This window comes from Allomuricauda sp. d1 (assembly GCF_039592695.1).
Lineage (GTDB): Bacteria > Bacteroidota > Bacteroidia > Flavobacteriales > Flavobacteriaceae > Flagellimonas_A.
The window spans coordinates 327,802-343,776 of record NZ_JBBUTK010000002.1 but is presented as its reverse complement, the minus strand read 5'-3'; the positions used below and the strand labels follow the sequence as shown (position 1 = coordinate 343,776).

The window sequence follows — 15,975 nt, the reverse complement described above, 5'->3', positions numbered from 1 at the left end:
TTGCCAACCTTTTGGTGGATGTGCTATTTTTGGTGAAATCCATTAATACCACTCCAATGAAACGGCCATTGTATTATTTTTTCTTTTTGCTCGTGGGCACCGTAGCGGTTGCCCAAAACACTGAAACTGAAATAGCCGAAGTCAAGGCGGCATGTCTTGATTATATCAACACTTTTTATGAGGCTGACACCACTTTGGCGTACAGAAGTGTGCACAAAAGCGTTCGCAAAACAGGGTTTTACTTCAACGACGAAAAGCAATCGTATTCGCAACAACTTGAAATGCCCTTTGACGATTTGATCGCATTGGCCAAGAAATGGAACGCCGATGGAAGTAGGACCGGTCCTGATTCTCCCAAGGAGATTACTGTGTTTGAGGTTTCTGACAAAACAGCAAATGCTAAGGTCAGGGCAGTTTGGGGCATCGATTACCTTAGTCTGATGAAAGAAAATGGCAAATGGATGATTGTCAATGTGCTGTGGCAATCTCCACCAAAATTCTCTGCATCAGGCATGGTTTCTAACTAGTTTCGTTCCTTTAATTTCTGGATCAGAATACTATCTGTGGCTTTCTTCATGGCCACCAATGCTTCCACGTTTTCATTGGGCACGGCAATCGACAGTACGTAGTGTTTGATTTTCCATTCCCCGTTCAGTTTATGAAGCACTCCTGATCCCCGACATAGCTTCATTTGGGTATCGAGCAGCTCGTCAAACCAAGCGTATCCGGCTTCGGCATCCACATAAATATTACGCTCAACGGCAGTAAAACTCCATGCTTTATCCTTATCGAAATAAGGTTTTGAAAAATTCTTGAATTCTTCATTTTGCCAATTCTCGGTGGCATCGGTACCCAAAAACACGGCATCTTTGGCCATCAAGCCAAAATAAGTTTCAAAATCCGCATCAGCGGCAGCTTTGTGCCATGAATCAAGTACTTTGTCAATCTGCTGTTTTTCAATTTCTTGACCCTTCGCAAAAAAAGTGATGGCTATCAACAAAAAAGCAAAAATCTTAGTTTTCATCAAGAATGGTTTTTACATCCAAAGGATTGTTGGTGATCATATTGAACTGGCTGCGAAAAGCATTGTAGGCGTCTATCATTCTTACAGCGGAATCGGTAGCGTCTCTATTGCCCAATAAATCTGCCTGGGTTTTCAACAAAAAGGTTTTGATGACCCGTTGCCGGCTCTTCAGCTGTAATTTATCAAAGATTTCTGGGTATTCTGATTCTGCCAATGCTTTCTCCTTTTCAATCAAATCATCTACTGCAAGCTTTAGGTCCTCGTCGTTTCTGGCCTGATAAAGAATCTCAACGCTTCTTGAAAAATTCGCAAAAGCATCCCAATCATCGAGAATCGAACTTGCTTTTTCGTTGATAACTATGCGTTTGGGCAGTTTTCTATAGTCATAAGAAACGGTCTTTGTTTCGCCTCCATCTTTATTTTTTTTTTCACCATTGCAGCCTAACAATAGTGCCGAAATAATCCACATTAACGATACGATTTTTTGCATGGGCCAATGTACAAATTTTAATAAAGGCTATCTTTACTCGATAATCGAGATTTTTAGCGCTCCGGAGCTTAGGTCGAAAACTAAACTTGATTTCCTTTTAATGCCTTGCGGGCCTGCCCCGAGGTGGTTTATCCAAGAGCGAATTAAGCCCTTTCTATATGCAAAAACCCATTCTGATTCTTGGTGCCTGCGGTCAAATCGGCACTGAGCTTACCCTCGAACTTCGAAACCGTTTTGGGGGCACCACCGTCATAGCAAGCGATATTCGAAACGGCAGTGACACCCTCATGCAATCTGGCCCTTTTGAACTGCTCGATGCCACCGACTACGATGCCATCGAAGACACGGTGATGCATTATGAAATTGATGAGATATACTTGATGGCGGCCATGCTCAGTGCCACCGCAGAGAAGTTTCCGATGCGGGCGTGGAACCTCAACATGAATTCTTTGTTCAATGTGCTCAATTTGGCCAAGGAAGGAAAAATAAGCAAGGTATTTTGGCCTTCGAGCATTGCCGTTTTTGGCCCTAACACACCAAAAGATAACACGCCCCAGAACGCCTTAATGGAACCAAGCACTGTATACGGAATCAGCAAGCAGTCAGGTGAAAGATGGTGCGAATACTATCACAAAAAATATGGGGTCGATGTGAGAAGTGTTCGCTATCCGGGGTTGATCAGTTGGAAAACCCTGCCTGGAGGCGGTACTACTGACTATGCCGTTGAAATCTACCATAAAGCACTGGAAGAAGGCCAATACACCTGTTTTCTTTCCAAAGGCACCAAGCTTCCCATGATGTATATGGACGATGCCATTCGGGGCACTATGACCCTTATGGAAGCCGATTCTAAGAAATTGACCATCCGTTCTTCGTACAATCTTTCGGCAATGAGTTTTTCTCCTGAAGAGGTAGCACAAAGCATTAAAAGTACTGTCCCTAATTTTGAAATCAGCTATGCTCCAGATTTTAGGCAGCAAATAGCGGATTCTTGGCCTTCATCAATCGATGATTCAAAAGCTCAAGAGGACTGGGGATGGCAGCCCGAGTTTGATTTGGAAAAAACCACTTCTGAAATGCTCAAAAACCTCAAGACGAAGCAGCAGTCTGAAACTTGAGCTTGTTCTCGATTGATCGGATCATGATGTCGGCGATATCTTTTCCGGTAGAGTTTTCAATGCCTTCCAATCCCGGTGATGAGTTGACCTCTAAAAGCAATGGCCCCTTGTTGGAACGGATAATGTCGACCCCCGCAACCAAAAGGTTCATCGCCTTTGCTGCTTTGACCGCCAACTTTCGTTCTTCTGAAGTGATTTTGATGATCGACGCTTTTCCACCTTGGTGGATGTTGGCACGAAACTCACCTCTTTGTGCTTGTCGCTGCATCGAGGCCACTACTTTTCCATCCACCACAAAACAACGGATGTCTTGCCCATTGGCCTCTTTGATGAACTCTTGAACCAGAATATTGGCCTGTACACTCTTAAAGGCATTGATGACACTCTCGGCAGCCTTGTTGGTCTCTGCCAAGACGACGCCCTTGCCCTGGGTACTCTCTAACAACTTAATGATCAATGGCGCCCCGTTGACCATTTTGATCAGGTCTTTGGTATCCAACGGAGATTTGGCAAATCCGGTGATGGGAATGTGCAGATCATTTTTTGAAAAAAGCTGTGAGGCATAAAGTTTGTCGCGTGATTTGGTAATGGCATCGGCACTGTTCAAACAGAACACCCCTAAATTGTCGAATTGACGTATGAGCGCACAGCCATAAAAGGTCACGGCTGGCTTGATACGCGGAATGATGGCATCGAATTCATTAAGAATGTCACCGCCGCGATAATGTACCTCTGGCGAATTGGCATCGAGCTTCATGTAAACATGCTCAACGTTCAAGAACACCATATCATGACCACGGGCCCTTCCGGCATCCATCAATCTCTTATTGCTGTACAATTCGGGATTGCTGGCCAAAACAGCGATTTTGAGCCCGGTTTTTTCCTTGATATGTTCGCTATAACGTTCTTCGATCTCAACATCTGAAATGGCTTCATGCAAAAAACTGGAAGCTGGATTCACCACATATCGATCTTTTAAGGCCTCCCTCCCCAAAAGCATACGGTATTCCATAGTTTCGCGACCGGCAAGCGTCAATTCAATTTCAAATTGCTGTCCGCCAATGGTCACCGGGGTTTTTACGACGAAACGTTCTTCAGAAATTCCCAGTGAACTTTTGACAGTACGGCGGTCAATAAGTTTTGCCTCACAGTTCAGTTTGATACTTCGGTTGTCTTGTAACGGAAACACTTCAAAACTGACCCATTCATGGCCTCCCTTATTAATGATCTTGATTTGTTGCGCTTGAATGGAGGATGTCTTCGCCCCAGAATCAATGCGTGCTTTGATGGCCGGTATGCCCAAGCTCTCAAAATGGCACCATTCTTCGGCGCCAATCAACTGCAAGTTTTCTAAATCCATTTTCAAAATAGTCTAATGATAAAGTGGTCGAGCACTTCAACGAAAATCAAAATAATGATGATCCACTCCAATCGGCTGCTTTCGCGATGGTCCATGATATCCTTGAAAAGTTGTAGGTTCTCATTGATGATTTCTAAACGGTCATGAATGTGCCGATAGCGGTCCTTGAGATCAAATGTCTGCTTTAAACTGCTGTTCAGTCTGTTCAACCGTTCATTGTCCCAAGTGACCTCTGGCGAATCAAAAATGTACAGGTTCTCTGCAATCTGGTTTTTGATGTTGAGCGTTTTACCGATATAGCGTTTGAGCTTGTTGCCCTTGATATCCAACCGCCCTTTTTGTTCCAAATACTTGGTATGGGCATTGGTGTCCAACAGTAAATCTTCGGTAAGTTCGCCATACCGGTCCAGAGCTACCGACTGTGATGCATTGAGCATTACCAAACGAATGGCTTCCGAATCAAAATCGTTCAGCTGCACCTGGCCGAAACCGACAAGATCTTTACCGTTTGCGACGGTCACCGAAATGGCATCAGAAAATGGGTCTCCAAAAACACCCTTCGAGACCTGCCTCAATGAAACAAAAAAGTCATCAATCTCTTGCTTTGATAGATTAAAAAAAGAGACCATGCCATACTGAAACACATAGGCATATTTCTTATCGGATAGACGTACAAAAAGTTCGTCGCTATCATTAAAAACCACTTCAAAACCAATGGATTGCCTGCAACGCTTCAAATCGATTGAAACGGCAAACTGATAGGCCACAACGGAATACATCAGTCGCTACTCTTCTTCATCTTTTGCCGCTTCAAAGGGGTCGACCACGGCATCTGGATCATCTTCCTCAAAATCAACGTAATCGTTCTTGTCGTAATGCTCCATGGTATATACCAATTTTTCACTGATCTTGACCAAATATTTTGTGTCTTCGGTCAACACCTCAACCGCTTCAATACGCTCACCCCTGGCATTGCGAAATGAGATGATATCCCTATCGTCATAGCCGTCAGGGTAGCGTTGTACGGTCAACTTCAATACTTCTGGAGTCAATTTTTTGAAATCGACAATTACTCTTTTTAGATGCGAATTTCTGTCCATAATTAGATACCTAAAAGATACGCAAAAATCAATGGCGCAACAATGGTCGCATCACTTTCTATAATAAATTTTGGAGTGTCAATACCTAACTTGCCCCATGTTATCTTTTCGTTGGGCACGGCACCTGAATACGAACCATAACTTGTCGTAGAGTCACTAATTTGACAGAAATAGCTCCAAAAGGGCGTATTGGTACGCTCCATATCTTGATAGAGCATGGGCACCACACAGATGGGAAAGTCACCGGCGATGCCCCCACCGATTTGAAAGAAGCCGATCCCTTTACCTGAATTGTCACTGTACCAATCGGCCAAAAAGGCCATGTATTCGATACCCGATTTCATGGTACTCGCCTTCAGTTCACCTTTCAATACATAGGAAGCAAAAATGTTGCCCAAGGTGCTGTCTTCCCATCCGGGCACCACCATTGGAAGGTTTTTCTCGGCAGCTGCGAACATCCAAGAATCTTTGGGGTCTATTTCATAGTACGTTTTCAATACTCCTGAAAGCAGCAATTTATACATAAACTCATGTGGAAAATACCGTTCGCCCTTGGCTTCGGCATCTTTCCAAATTTTTACGATATGTTCTTGAATTCTTCGGAATGCCTCTTCTTCTGGAATACAGGTGTCGGTCACCCGGTTCAATCCTTTTTCCAGCAAATTCCATTCATCCTCGGGGGTCAAATCGCGGTAGTTCGGCACCCGCTTATAATGCGAATGTGCCACCAAGTTCATGACATCTTCCTCTAAATTGGCCCCCGTACATGATATAATGTTTACTTTGTTCTGGCGGATGATTTCTGCAAAGCTCTTGCCCAACTCGGCCGTGCTCATGGCCCCTGCCAAAGACACCAGCATTTTTGCCCCATGTTCAAGCTGTGTTTCATACCCTTTGGCAGCATCGACCAGCGCAGCTGCATTAAAGTGCAAAAAATGGTGCTCCAAAAATTGTGAAATAGGCCCCTTAGTCATCATCGTATTCAAATTTTTGAGCGTTGGTAAAGGTGTCAAGGCCTTTTGCATACATTCCTTCGGCTTCCGTCTCTTCCATTGCGTCATTGAATTTGTAGGCCAACATTTTATAGTACAGTTTGGCGGCCAAAAAGTCTGACGATTTATCATTTGGATTTGGACATAATTCAACAATATCAAACCCAACCACATTGGTTTCCTCAAAAACCCTTTTCAAGAATTCCAAGGTTTCGTACCAAAGCAAGCCGCCCGGTTCAGGAGTACCCGTTGACGGACAGATGGAAGGGTCAAAAGCATCAAGGTCAAAAGTGATGAATACGTTCTTTCCCAATAATTCCAAAACATTGTCCATCCAAAATTCATCATTGGCCATCTCTTGGGCAAAAAACGTTTTCTCCTTATCCATGAAGGTTTTTTCAATGGCATCCATACTGCGGATGCCCACCTGAACCAAATTGGTGGTCTTGCTGGCTTCGTGCACGGCACAGGCATGATTGTACTTCGTGCCATCATACGAATCGCGCAAATCGGCATGGGCATCAATGTGAAGCACGGTAAGGTCTTCAAAACATTCGTTGAAGGCCCTGATGGTTCCGATGGAGATGGAATGTTCACCACCAAAAATGGTCACGAATTTATTCCGTTTGATGTATTTTTTGGTGGTTTCGTGTACCTTGTTCACCATGGCTTCAGGGCTGCTGTTCTCTAGAACAGGCTCCGACAGAAAAATGCCTTTTTGATAGACTTCTGAATCGGTTTCAATATCATACAGCTCCATGTTTTCTGAAGCTTCCAAAAAGGCTTGGGGACCTTTATCTGCCCCTTTGCCCCATGTACTGGTGCCATCATAGGGCACCGGAATCAATACAATTCTTGATTTGTCAATTTGGGCAAACCCATCAGGTATGCCCGCATAATTTTTTGTTGTTTTCACTATGTTTTTAATAAATGAGTGGATATTTTAAATTGCTGACATCTCTAAAATCCCCCTCGAGGGGGCAATAGCTAAATTCGAATCATTGCATAGCTACCTTTTCGGCAGTAGCATTTATTTCTTTGTTTTCGTATTGCTTTTCGTAACCCAAGATATCGAGCATCTGAGCGGCGGTCTGCTGCGCCCTGAAAAGTGATATTTCAAGCTTTCCTTCGGCATCACGTTGCAACAACAAATGTTTTGGGTGTGGAATCAGGCAATGCTGCAACCCTCCAAATCCGCCAATGGTCTCTTGGTAGGCCCCGGTATTGAAAAATCCGATATAAAGGGGCTTGTCCTTTTTGAACTTGGGCAAATAAATGGCATTCATGTGCTGTTCGCTATTGTAATAATCATCGCTATCGCAAGTGAGACCTCCCAAAAGCACACGCTCATATTCCTCGTTCCATCGGTTGATGGGCAACATGATAAAGCGCTTGTTTATGGCCCAAGAATCGGGCAGTGTGGTAATGAAAGATGAATCGATCATATTCCATTTTTCTCGATCGTTCTGCTGTTTCTGATAGAGCACCTTGTAAATGGCCCCGCCACTTTCGCCAACGGTAAAACTGCCAAACTCGGTAAAAATATGGGGTACGGGCACTTCGGCCTCATCACAGGCCAGTTTTATCTGGTTGACGATTTCGTAGACCAAATATTCATAATCGAACTCAAAAGCCAAGGAGTTTTTGGTGGGGAAACCACCGCCAATGTTGAGACTATCCAGTGAAGGGCATATCTTTTTCAGGCGTACATATACCTTTAAACATTTCATCAACTCGTTCCAGTAATACGCATTGTCTCGAATACCCGTATTGATAAAGAAATGGAGCATTTTGAGCTCTACCTGTTCATTGTTCTTTATTTGCTTTTCGTAAAACGGAACAATATTCTTGTAGCCAATGCCCAATCGTGAGGTGTAGAACTCAAATTTTGGTTCCTCCTCAGAAGCAATGCGAATACCAATTTGAAACGATTTGTCAATGGCCTCTGTAAGCAGATTCAGTTCCTCGTAATTATCAATGACGGGAAGGCAGTTTTGATGCCCTTTGTTGATGAGCCGTGCTATGTTTTCTATGTACCGCTCTCGCTTAAAGCCATTACAGACCACAAAAGTCTCACCAGTGATTCGGCCCTGTTGTTTTAGATTTTCTACAATTTCAATATCAAAGGCCGATGAGGTCTCAATATGGATATCGTTCTTTAGCGCTTCGTTCAGCACATGGTTGAAATGGGAGCTTTTGGTACAGTAGCAATAGTTATAGGTCGCTTTGTAATCGAGCTCTTGAATCGCTTTTGAAAACCATTTTTTTGCCCGATTGATGTTTTCAGAAATCTTGGGTAGATACGTGAATTTTAAGGGTGTTCCATATTCTTGAACCAACTGTTGCAGTGGAACGCCGTGAAACTCCAGTGAATCGTCGCTCAATGAGAATTCTTCTTGCGGAAATTCATAGGTTTGACCAATTAGGTCGCTATATTTTGTGTTCATTAAAGTAAAAATGCAGTTTGATTATTATGTAAATGTGATGGCAACATGAAGTTTATTCCATCTCAAATAATAATCTGTCTTTCTGTTGTGGGAACAAAAAAATAGGGGTGTTGGCTACCCAAAATCGTAGATAAAACAGCGGAAGCTAGCTTTAATTTTCGGTTGCCCCATCTGAGGGCTGTCTTGGCGATTGACTTCCTCACTGCCGAAGACCCGAACAAAGAAACCAATTTCAATTGTTCAGCTAAAAAACGCCGCAAAAGAAATCAAAAAAACAATACGTGCAACAAAAAGTGAAAAATAATTATGGCTATGGGAGATACGCCCAATAGTTCAGCGAAGAAAACGAATTATAAGCCAACATCAGACTTTCCTCCAGTTTTTTTCAACAACTTAACCTGCTGTATTTCAATAGTTTTGTCAATAGGTTTCAGCATGTCGTACATATTCAATGCCACCACACTGGCACCGTGCATGGCCTCAACCTCTACCCCGGTTTTATAAAACGTCTTCACAGTGACCTTGATAATGATGTTCAATCCGTCAATTTCGTACTCGATACCGGCATACTCAATCGGCAGTGGATGGCAATCAGGCAATAGTTCGGGGGTCTTTTTGATGCCCAAAAATCCCGCTGCTTTGCTCATGGCAAACACATCACCCTTGGGAACGGTCTTGTTTTCAATAGCCCTAATGGTATCTGAGGAACCTACTTTGACCATCGCTTGGGCGATTGCCGTTCGATGGGTATTCTCTTTTTGGGTGATATCGACCATGAGAAGAGCCTGTTGTTATCTTTATCAATTATTTTTCTATGTCTCTTTGCGCATCATTGCGTTGAGAATTTCCTCAAGTAGCTACGGCTACTATCGTCAGTTCTACCTGATGCTGCATCAAAAATAGTCTATACAAAAGAGCAATCATAAAAATTTTATCAGGCTATGTGTTTACTTTCCACTGGAACGAATCATCTTCGAACAACTCTTTTCCAAAAACGGGAACTTCTTTTTTGATTTCCTCCACCACATGGTGCAAGGCTTCAAAAACTTCCTTTCTATGTGGAGAGGAAACAAAAACGAACAAACAGATTTCACCTACGGCCACTTTGCCAAGACTATGGTAGATGTGCATACAGGTCAGGTCAAACTTTTCAAAAGTGGCTTCTCGAACCTCATGGAATTTCTGGTTGGCCATTTCTTCATAGGCCGTGTATTCAATCGCCGAAATTGTTTTGCCATCTATCTCATCGGCACGTACCTGCCCCAAAAAAATATCATGGGCGCCAATCTGTGTCTTTGACTGGTGCTTGGCAATGGAGTTTGCGATGAATTCAGGAGAAATAGCCCCTTGGATAAAAACGTTTTTGATTTTAGCTTGCATGGCAGGATTTTACCTCTAAAATAAGAAAAGTAGCCCCGGCAAGAATCGAACTTGCATCTAAAGTTTAGGAAACTTCTATTCTATCCATTGAACTACGGGGCCAAAGAAATAGCAAAAATATGTTATTTATGGATTCTGCCTTAACGACCGACAGTCTATTTGCTCAGTTTCTTCTCAAAAACCTTATTCAGGCTGGTATTGGTCAAAGGCTTGTCAAAATAGCCTGCAATTAAAGGGTTTTCTTTGGCGATGGCCCGGTCTTTTGAATTGGTGAAGGCTGAGAGCACATAAACTTCAGGTTGTCGATGCCCTTCGGCAATGAGCTTGAGGTTTTCCAAAAAGGCCCATCCATCCATATCACCCATGACCAAATCCAGAAAGATGATGTTGGGCAATTCATCTTTGTTTTCAATAAGCTTGGCACAATACATCAATCCTTCTTCGGCACTGCCGCACGATGTAATATTGAAATCACCGTCATATTGCTCGATGCAATATTGAGTGGCAAATTGCGAAACCAAATCGTCGTCGATGATACAAATGTTAAGCTTCATGAGTTGAAGTTTAAGACTCGGAGAACTCCGCAAATCTAACATCTTTCATCAGACTGAAAAATGATTATCGTTGTTTTGCAACAAAAACAGTGTGTGATGCAATTTTATGCTTCATGCCTAATGCGGCAATTTTGGTTTTAGAAGCCCATAAACGAATGTACCCAAGAGGGCGGCGAAAATGACAATCAATATGGGCCAAAATCCCGCTCCCGCCAAAACATACATGGGGCCGGGGCATGCCCCGGCCAAGGCCCACCCCAGGCCGAACAACGTTCCCCCAATGGCATAACGCCAAAAGGATTTATCCTTATCCGTAATAACGATTTGCTCACCAAAAATTGATTTTGCCCTCGTGCGCTTCACCATTTGGGTAAACACCACCCCCAAGACCAAAGCGGAGCCCATTATACCGTACATGTGAAAACTGTCGAACTGGAACATTTCATAAATTCGGAACCACGATGCCGCTTCCGATTTAAAAAGTACAATGCCAAAAAACACGCCGACCACCAAATAGATAATACGCTTCATTCGTTTAAAATATCAAGGGAAACAAAAAATGCACCATCACCAAACCGCCGACAAAAAAGCCGATTACCGCAATCAACGAGGGCAACTGCAGGTTGCTCAAGCCCGAAATGGCATGCCCAGAGGTGCAACCACCTGCATAGCGTGCCCCAAAACCCACCAAAAAACCTCCAATCAATAATATCGCCCATACCTTGGGCTCTGCCAACGCTTCAATGGCAAAAAATTCTTCCGGCATATAGGCTTCCCCAGCACTTGAAAAACCGAGTTGTTGTAACTTTTCTTGTGATTTTGGGTTAATGAGTACGGCTTCGTCTGCTGTGAGATAGTTTTTGGCGATAAATCCGCCCAGCAACACCCCCAAGGCGACCATCAAGTTCCAACGCTGGGCCTTCCAATCAAATTGAAAAAAGGCAGCAGCCTTATTCCCCCCAGCTATGGTGCAAAGTGTTCTGAGGTTGGATGACATCCCGAATCGTTTTCCCAACAAAATGAGTACCGCCATGGTGAGGGCTATCAATGGCCCACCCACGTACCACGGCCATGGTTTCATAAATACTTCCATACATCCGTTTTTCAAAGTAACACTAAATGTAATCGAATTTGTGTAACATCAGTTACATGACATGTTTGCCAATAACCCTTATATTTAACCTGACTGGTTTCGTATATGGATAGAAGAAAATTTACGGGCACTCTTTCTTTAACGGCCATGGGCAGTATGCTTGGCGCACCCATTGTTTTTGGCAAGAAAATTCCAGAAACCTATATTCCCCTTGCCTTGCAAGACCCTGACCCTTTCAAAATGTTCAAGAAGGATTCTGAAATGACCGTGCTCAACGACCGCCCATGGAACATTGAGGCCAAGGCCCACTTATTAAACGATGCGGTAACCCCCAACAAATACATGTTCATTCGCAATAACGGAAAAATTCCAACCAATATTGACGCTAATACATGGTCATTGACTATTGATGGAGAAGCAGTAAATCGGTCAAAAACATACACACTTCAAGAATTGAAATCGAAATTTAAAACCCATACCTATCAACTGACGTTGGAATGCGGCGGTAACGGCAGAGCAGAGTTTAATCCACCAGCGAAGGGCAACCAATGGACGGTCGGTGCAGTCTCTTGTGCTGAATGGACAGGCATTCGCCTACTCGATGTTTTAGAGGACGTCGGCATTACGTCTGGTGCGGTCTATATTGGCTATCACGCTGTCGATACCCATTTAAGCGGTGACCCCAACAAAGAACCCATTTCAAGGGGGGTTCCGATGGCAAAGGCACTGCAAGACGAGACCCTTTTGGCTTTTAAAATGAATGGAGATGCTATTCCCTTGGCACACGGTTTTCCGTTACGTTTGGTCTGCGGTGGCTGGCCGGCATCGGCTTCAGGAAAATGGGTGAACCGGATCAGTGTACGCAACAAAGTGCACGATGGTTCCAAAATGGGAGGCACCTCGTATAGGGTGCCTTGCGAAACGGTTGCCCCTGGCAGCAAGGTTGACGACGAAAACATGTGCATCATTGAATCGATGCCCGTGAAATCATTGATCACCCATCCGAAATCTGGTGCTATGCTGACCAATAAAAAATCGTTGAACATCAACGGCCATGCTTGGGCCGGGGAGCTGGAAGTTTCCAAAGTGGAGTATTCCATTGATTTTGGAAGCACGTGGCGTTCATGCACCTTGTCAAAACCTACCAATCGCTTAGCGTGGCAGCATTTCAAGGCACAAGTAATCTTCCCAAAAAAGGGGTATTACGAGGTATGGGCTCGGGCCACAGATAGCCGAAGAAAAAGCCAGCCCATGGTGTTGCCCGGTTGGAATCCCAAAGGATATTTGAACAATGCCTGTCATCGAATCGCAGTAAAAGTGGTGTAACATGAAAACACCTTTTGAAAAGCAGGTTTCGATGGTTTACAAGGCCCTCTGGGGTTTCATTTTATTGCTCTTGGTATTTTTTGGTGGACTATTTTACTTCAACTCCCACCCAGAAATCCTAAGGAAAAAACCAAAAACAATCGAAGTTTTGGAAGTTACACCTGATGATTTCGACAAAGTTGAAAATGGTATTCATGTAGCTACAGGTTTTGTCGATGATAACGGCATGCAGTTGGTCATTCAAAACTGTACCAGTTGCCATTCTGCAAATTTGGTGACCCAAAATAAATTGAGCGCCAAGGGGTGGGATGCCACTATCACTTGGATGCAAGAGACCCAAAACCTGTGGGATTTGGGCAAGAACCGTGAACTGATTGTTGCCTATTTGGCAAAAAACTATGGCCCAGGAAAAAAGGGGCGGCGGCAAAACCTGACTGATGTCGAGTGGTATGAATTGGAACAGTAGCGAACTTTTTCATTTCTACCTGCCGATCCTGCCGGTAGGCAAGGTGCGCTTAGGGTGACATACAGAAATGACAACACGGTTTAATGGAAACGTATTTAGATGCATTTATCAAAGGATTTACAGGCACGGTGAATTACACCTATAAATCCGTTGTGTTTGAAGTGCCTTGGTACACCAATTATTTTTGGGGGTTGATTGCTATTTCATTGCTGGTTTGGTTGTTGGAAATCGTTTTTCCGTGGCGTAAAGAGCAGTCCGTTTTCAGAAAAGATTTTTGGTTGGACGCCTTCTACATGTTTTTCAACTTCTTCATTTTCGCCATCATCATCCAAGGAGTGTACAACATTTTTGAAGTGTTCTTTTCTGACCTTAGCATCACCCAACAAAGTTTGGCCATTATCGATTTTTCCCCATGGCCCTTATGGGCACAACTGTTGGTCTTCTTTGTACTGTTGGATTTTGTGCAGTGGCTCACTCATATCGCCTTGCACAGAGTGCCACTTTTTTGGCGGTTTCACCAAGTACACCATAGTGTCAAAGAAATGGGGTTTGCCGCCCATTTGCGTTACCACTGGATGGAAAACATTCTATACAAACCCTTGAAGACCCTTGGAATCATGCTTTTGGGCGGCTTTGAGCCCGAACAGGCCTATGTTGTGCATTTTGCCGCAATCGCCATTGGGCATCTAAACCATGCCAACATCAAGCTCACTTATGGGCCGTTGAAATATATCTTTAACAATCCCGTGATGCATCTGTACCATCATTCTTATGTGCTTCCGGAAGGAAAATATGCGGTGAACTTTGGACTTAGCCTCAGCCTTTGGGACTATCTTTTTAGGACCAATTACATTCCTGAAGATGGAGGCAAAATCACATTGGGGTATCCCGGGGATGATAAAATGCCCAAAACCTTTTGGAGGCAATTGGTGTATGGGTTTTCCAGAAGGAAATAATTAAATTGCTACTGATAACAGGTTTTCTGTACTTAGGAATGATACATCCTCTGCGGCAACATATAGAAGAAATCATTGATCTTACGGATGACGAATTCGAATTTGTTTTAAGCCATTTTGAACCAATCAAAAAGCGCAAGCATCAATATCTTGTGCAGGAGGGCGAGTTCGTCAAAAAGGAATATTGGATACTTAAAGGATGTGTCAAAAGTTATTTTTTAGATGACAATGGCAAAGAACACATTCTTCGTTTTGCCATGGAGCATTGGTGGATCACAGATTACGAATCATTCGTAAAACAGACTCCCTCAAAAATTTATATCGACTGTTTGGAAAATTGCGAGTTGCTCTACATATCTTTTGAAAATCGAGATAAGCTTACTGCACAAATGCATAAAATGGAGCGGTTTTGGTCCAAAAAAAGTAAATTCGGTCGCATCGCGCTCCAAAACAGGATTCTTTCCCTTTTAAAAAATTCGGCCAAGGAACGTTACGACCTGCTTCTGGAACAGTACCCCAAACTTTTTCAAAGGGTTCCAAAAAAGCTCATCGCTTCCTATTTGGGTGTCTCCAGGGAAACCCTGAGCAGACTAGACTCGTGAATCGATATCCCTTACCTCAACGATTGTGATATACCTCACTCTAAAATGGTGACATACGTCCTTACCCACAGGCAATTTTCACTTCAACTTTGTGGCATAATTCAACATTTTAGAAGATGCCATATATCAACATTAAGGTTACCGATGAAAACGTAACCAAAGAGCAAAAGCGTCAATTGATTTTAGGGGCCACCCAACTGTTGGTTGACGTATTGGACAAGAACCCTCAGACCACCCATGTGGTTATTGATGAAATCCCCATTGATAATTGGGGAGTTGATGCCAAACAATATTCAAATTCTAAAAAATTCAAATCATGAAAGACAAAACGGTAATTATTACAGGAGCCTCATCAGGACTGGGAGAAGCCATAGCGGCCTACTTTATTACAAAAGGTAGTAATGTAGTCATGAATTCCTCCAACGAAGAGAATCTCAAAGCAGCATTTCATTCCATGGGATCACCAACCAATGCCATCCTTATGGTAGGTGATATCAGCAAAAAAGAAACAGGACAAAAGCTCGTAAATCTGGCCCTTGAAAAATTCGGCAGCATAGATATCCTTATCAACAACGCCGGGGTTTTTCAACCCAAACCCTTTCTTGAGGTGGCCGAAGATGACCTTGATCTTTTTTGGAACGTTAACTTGAAAGGAACTTTTTTCACGACTCAGGCTGCAGTTCCGCAAATGATAAAACAAAACAGTGGAGCAGTCATCAACATAGGGACTGTACTGGTGGATCATGCTATTGCCGGCTTTCCGGCCACTGCCCCAATTACCAGTAAAGGAGCCATTCATGCCCTTTCGCGTCAATTGGCCGCGGAGTTTGGCAAGAACAATATCAAATTCAATACCATTGCACCTGGTATCATTAGAAGTCCTTTACAGGGTAAAATAGGTGTTGAGGATGCCGATAGCCTTGCTGGTCTGCACCTGCTCAATCGAATTGGAGAGGCAGAAGAAATAGCGGAAGCAGCCTACTATTTGGCAACGGCTGATTTTATTACAGGAGAAACAATCAACGTAGCAGGTGGCCATACGGTTGGCCATGCGCTTTAAAATCTAA

The 15,975-nt window shown here is 43.5% G+C and carries 21 protein-coding genes and 1 tRNA gene; 8 read left to right on the top strand and 14 right to left on the bottom strand.

The genetic code is table 11. The annotated features are described in order from the left end of the window. Window positions 1-56 precede the first annotated feature (56 nt). A complete protein-coding gene (locus AAAH86_RS08595; RefSeq protein WP_343487160.1) occupies window positions 57-527 on the top strand; it encodes a nuclear transport factor 2 family protein in 471 nt (156 codons plus the stop codon). Here AAAH86_RS08595 and AAAH86_RS08590 read toward each other — a convergent pair. Both AAAH86_RS08590 and AAAH86_RS08585 read right to left on the bottom strand, forming a co-directional pair. Beyond that, window positions 524-1,024 carry a nuclear transport factor 2 family protein gene (locus AAAH86_RS08590; protein ID WP_343487159.1) on the bottom strand — a complete coding sequence of 167 codons (501 nt, stop codon included), beginning with the start codon at window positions 1,022-1,024 and terminating at the stop codon, window positions 524-526. The genes AAAH86_RS08595 and AAAH86_RS08590 overlap by 4 nt on opposite strands. Further along, window positions 1,014-1,514: a hypothetical protein gene (locus AAAH86_RS08585; protein ID WP_343487158.1), complete on the bottom strand. Its 501-nt coding sequence runs from the start codon at window positions 1,512-1,514 to the stop codon at window positions 1,014-1,016. The genes AAAH86_RS08590 and AAAH86_RS08585 overlap by 11 nt, the downstream gene beginning before the upstream one ends. Before the next feature lie 158 nt (window positions 1,515-1,672). Here AAAH86_RS08585 and AAAH86_RS08580 point away from each other — a divergent pair, with 158 nt between their 5' ends. Next, a complete protein-coding gene (locus tag AAAH86_RS08580; RefSeq protein ID WP_343487157.1) occupies window positions 1,673-2,632 on the top strand; it encodes an NAD-dependent epimerase/dehydratase family protein in 960 nt (319 codons plus the stop codon). Here AAAH86_RS08580 and rimK read toward each other — a convergent pair. The 12 genes from rimK to AAAH86_RS08520 all read right to left on the bottom strand — a co-directional run bounded on the left by rimK (window position 2,604) and on the right by AAAH86_RS08520 (window position 11,558). Further along, window positions 2,604-3,992, bottom strand: a complete 1,389-nt coding sequence (rimK, locus tag AAAH86_RS08575) for a 30S ribosomal protein S6--L-glutamate ligase (protein ID WP_343487156.1) — start codon at window positions 3,990-3,992, stop codon at window positions 2,604-2,606. The genes AAAH86_RS08580 and rimK overlap by 29 nt on opposite strands. A 2-nt stretch (window positions 3,993-3,994) precedes the next feature. Continuing rightward, complete coding sequence (locus tag AAAH86_RS08570) at window positions 3,995-4,771, bottom strand: RMD1 family protein (protein WP_343487155.1); 777 nt, start codon at window positions 4,769-4,771, stop codon at window positions 3,995-3,997. Window positions 4,772-4,777: 6 nt separating this feature from the next. After that, window positions 4,778-5,092, bottom strand: a complete 315-nt coding sequence (locus tag AAAH86_RS08565; RefSeq protein WP_343487154.1) for a hypothetical protein — start codon at window positions 5,090-5,092, stop codon at window positions 4,778-4,780. Window positions 5,093-5,094: 2 nt separating this feature from the next. After that, the gene (locus AAAH86_RS08560) at window positions 5,095-6,069 is read right to left on the bottom strand and encodes a deoxyhypusine synthase family protein (protein WP_343487153.1); all 975 of its coding nucleotides are present in this window, start codon (window positions 6,067-6,069) and stop codon (window positions 5,095-5,097) included. Continuing rightward, window positions 6,059-7,000 carry an agmatinase gene (speB, locus tag AAAH86_RS08555; RefSeq protein WP_343487152.1) on the bottom strand — a complete coding sequence of 314 codons (942 nt, stop codon included), beginning with the start codon at window positions 6,998-7,000 and terminating at the stop codon, window positions 6,059-6,061. The genes AAAH86_RS08560 and speB overlap by 11 nt, the downstream gene beginning before the upstream one ends. Window positions 7,001-7,082: 82 nt before the next feature. After that, on the bottom strand, window positions 7,083-8,531 hold the full coding sequence (locus AAAH86_RS08550) for an arginine decarboxylase (protein WP_343487151.1): 1,449 nt from the start codon (window positions 8,529-8,531) through the stop codon (window positions 7,083-7,085). A 350-nt stretch (window positions 8,532-8,881) separates the two neighbouring features. Beyond that, window positions 8,882-9,307, bottom strand: coding sequence for a cyclic pyranopterin monophosphate synthase MoaC (moaC, locus tag AAAH86_RS08545; protein WP_343487150.1), 426 nt, complete (start codon window positions 9,305-9,307; stop codon window positions 8,882-8,884). 163 nt (window positions 9,308-9,470) lie between these two features. Further along, window positions 9,471-9,911 (bottom strand): molybdenum cofactor biosynthesis protein MoaE, encoded by a 441-nt coding sequence (locus AAAH86_RS08540; RefSeq protein WP_343487149.1) that lies wholly within the window; start codon window positions 9,909-9,911, stop codon window positions 9,471-9,473. A 30-nt stretch (window positions 9,912-9,941) separates the two neighbouring features. After that, window positions 9,942-10,013: transfer RNA gene (locus AAAH86_RS08535), tRNA-Arg, on the bottom strand. A gap of 53 nt (window positions 10,014-10,066) precedes the next feature. After that, the gene (locus tag AAAH86_RS08530; protein ID WP_343487148.1) at window positions 10,067-10,465 is read right to left on the bottom strand and encodes a response regulator; all 399 of its coding nucleotides are present in this window, start codon (window positions 10,463-10,465) and stop codon (window positions 10,067-10,069) included. 117 nt (window positions 10,466-10,582) lie between these two features. Next, window positions 10,583-10,996 carry a DUF6691 family protein gene (locus AAAH86_RS08525; protein WP_343487147.1) on the bottom strand — a complete coding sequence of 138 codons (414 nt, stop codon included), beginning with the start codon at window positions 10,994-10,996 and terminating at the stop codon, window positions 10,583-10,585. 4 nt (window positions 10,997-11,000) lie between these two features. After that, window positions 11,001-11,558: a YeeE/YedE thiosulfate transporter family protein gene (locus tag AAAH86_RS08520; RefSeq protein ID WP_343487146.1), complete on the bottom strand. Its 558-nt coding sequence runs from the start codon at window positions 11,556-11,558 to the stop codon at window positions 11,001-11,003. A 105-nt stretch (window positions 11,559-11,663) separates the two neighbouring features. On the opposite strand from AAAH86_RS08520, the gene AAAH86_RS08515 reads away from it, so the two are divergent. From AAAH86_RS08515 to AAAH86_RS08490, 6 genes are all read left to right on the top strand, one after another. Further along, entirely contained in the window at window positions 11,664-12,884 is a 1,221-nt protein-coding gene (locus AAAH86_RS08515) for a sulfite oxidase (protein WP_343487145.1), read from the top strand. A 1-nt stretch (window position 12,885) separates the two neighbouring features. Continuing rightward, complete coding sequence (locus tag AAAH86_RS08510) at window positions 12,886-13,350, top strand: monoheme cytochrome C (protein ID WP_343487144.1); 465 nt, start codon at window positions 12,886-12,888, stop codon at window positions 13,348-13,350. Between the two features lie 83 nt (window positions 13,351-13,433). Continuing rightward, entirely contained in the window at window positions 13,434-14,306 is an 873-nt protein-coding gene (locus tag AAAH86_RS08505) for a sterol desaturase family protein (protein ID WP_343487143.1), read from the top strand. Window positions 14,307-14,311: 5 nt separating this feature from the next. Further along, entirely contained in the window at window positions 14,312-14,908 is a 597-nt protein-coding gene (locus tag AAAH86_RS08500) for a Crp/Fnr family transcriptional regulator (protein WP_343487142.1), read from the top strand. 116 nt (window positions 14,909-15,024) lie between these two features. After that, window positions 15,025-15,228 carry a 4-oxalocrotonate tautomerase family protein gene (locus tag AAAH86_RS08495; RefSeq protein ID WP_343487141.1) on the top strand — a complete coding sequence of 68 codons (204 nt, stop codon included), beginning with the start codon at window positions 15,025-15,027 and terminating at the stop codon, window positions 15,226-15,228. After that, complete coding sequence (locus tag AAAH86_RS08490; RefSeq protein WP_343487140.1) at window positions 15,225-15,968, top strand: SDR family oxidoreductase; 744 nt, start codon at window positions 15,225-15,227, stop codon at window positions 15,966-15,968. Before AAAH86_RS08495 ends, AAAH86_RS08490 begins: the two co-directional genes overlap by 4 nt. The last annotated feature ends 7 nt before the right edge of the window (window positions 15,969-15,975 follow it).

Bases quoted from the DNA above. Each gene is read 5' to 3' on its own strand.
- AAAH86_RS08585 (WP_343487158.1), bottom strand. From the start codon at position 1,514: ATGCAAAAAATCGTATCGTTAATGTGGATTATTTCGGCACTATTGTTA.
- AAAH86_RS08505 (WP_343487143.1), top strand. From the start codon at position 13,434: ATGGAAACGTATTTAGATGCATTTATCAAAGGATTTACAGGCACGGTG.
- AAAH86_RS08490 (WP_343487140.1), top strand. From the start codon at position 15,225: ATGAAAGACAAAACGGTAATTATTACAGGAGCCTCATCAGGACTGGGA.
- moaC (WP_343487150.1), bottom strand. From the start codon at position 9,307: ATGGTCGATATCACCCAAAAAGAGAATACCCATCGAACGGCAATCGCC.
- AAAH86_RS08565 (WP_343487154.1), bottom strand. From the start codon at position 5,092: ATGGACAGAAATTCGCATCTAAAAAGAGTAATTGTCGATTTCAAAAAA.
- AAAH86_RS08525 (WP_343487147.1), bottom strand. From the start codon at position 10,996: ATGAAGCGTATTATCTATTTGGTGGTCGGCGTGTTTTTTGGCATTGTA.
- AAAH86_RS08510 (WP_343487144.1), top strand. From the start codon at position 12,886: ATGAAAACACCTTTTGAAAAGCAGGTTTCGATGGTTTACAAGGCCCTC.
- AAAH86_RS08580 (WP_343487157.1), top strand. From the start codon at position 1,673: ATGCAAAAACCCATTCTGATTCTTGGTGCCTGCGGTCAAATCGGCACT.
- AAAH86_RS08520 (WP_343487146.1), bottom strand. From the start codon at position 11,558: ATGGAAGTATTTATGAAACCATGGCCGTGGTACGTGGGTGGGCCATTG.
- AAAH86_RS08530 (WP_343487148.1), bottom strand. From the start codon at position 10,465: ATGAAGCTTAACATTTGTATCATCGACGACGATTTGGTTTCGCAATTT.
- AAAH86_RS08590 (WP_343487159.1), bottom strand. From the start codon at position 1,024: ATGAAAACTAAGATTTTTGCTTTTTTGTTGATAGCCATCACTTTTTTT.
- AAAH86_RS08570 (WP_343487155.1), bottom strand. From the start codon at position 4,771: ATGTATTCCGTTGTGGCCTATCAGTTTGCCGTTTCAATCGATTTGAAG.
- AAAH86_RS08550 (WP_343487151.1), bottom strand. From the start codon at position 8,531: ATGAACACAAAATATAGCGACCTAATTGGTCAAACCTATGAATTTCCG.
- rimK (WP_343487156.1), bottom strand. From the start codon at position 3,992: ATGGATTTAGAAAACTTGCAGTTGATTGGCGCCGAAGAATGGTGCCAT.
- AAAH86_RS08595 (WP_343487160.1), top strand. From the start codon at position 57: ATGAAACGGCCATTGTATTATTTTTTCTTTTTGCTCGTGGGCACCGTA.
- AAAH86_RS08560 (WP_343487153.1), bottom strand. From the start codon at position 6,069: ATGATGACTAAGGGGCCTATTTCACAATTTTTGGAGCACCATTTTTTG.
- AAAH86_RS08515 (WP_343487145.1), top strand. From the start codon at position 11,664: ATGGATAGAAGAAAATTTACGGGCACTCTTTCTTTAACGGCCATGGGC.
- AAAH86_RS08540 (WP_343487149.1), bottom strand. From the start codon at position 9,911: ATGCAAGCTAAAATCAAAAACGTTTTTATCCAAGGGGCTATTTCTCCT.
- AAAH86_RS08495 (WP_343487141.1), top strand. From the start codon at position 15,025: ATGCCATATATCAACATTAAGGTTACCGATGAAAACGTAACCAAAGAG.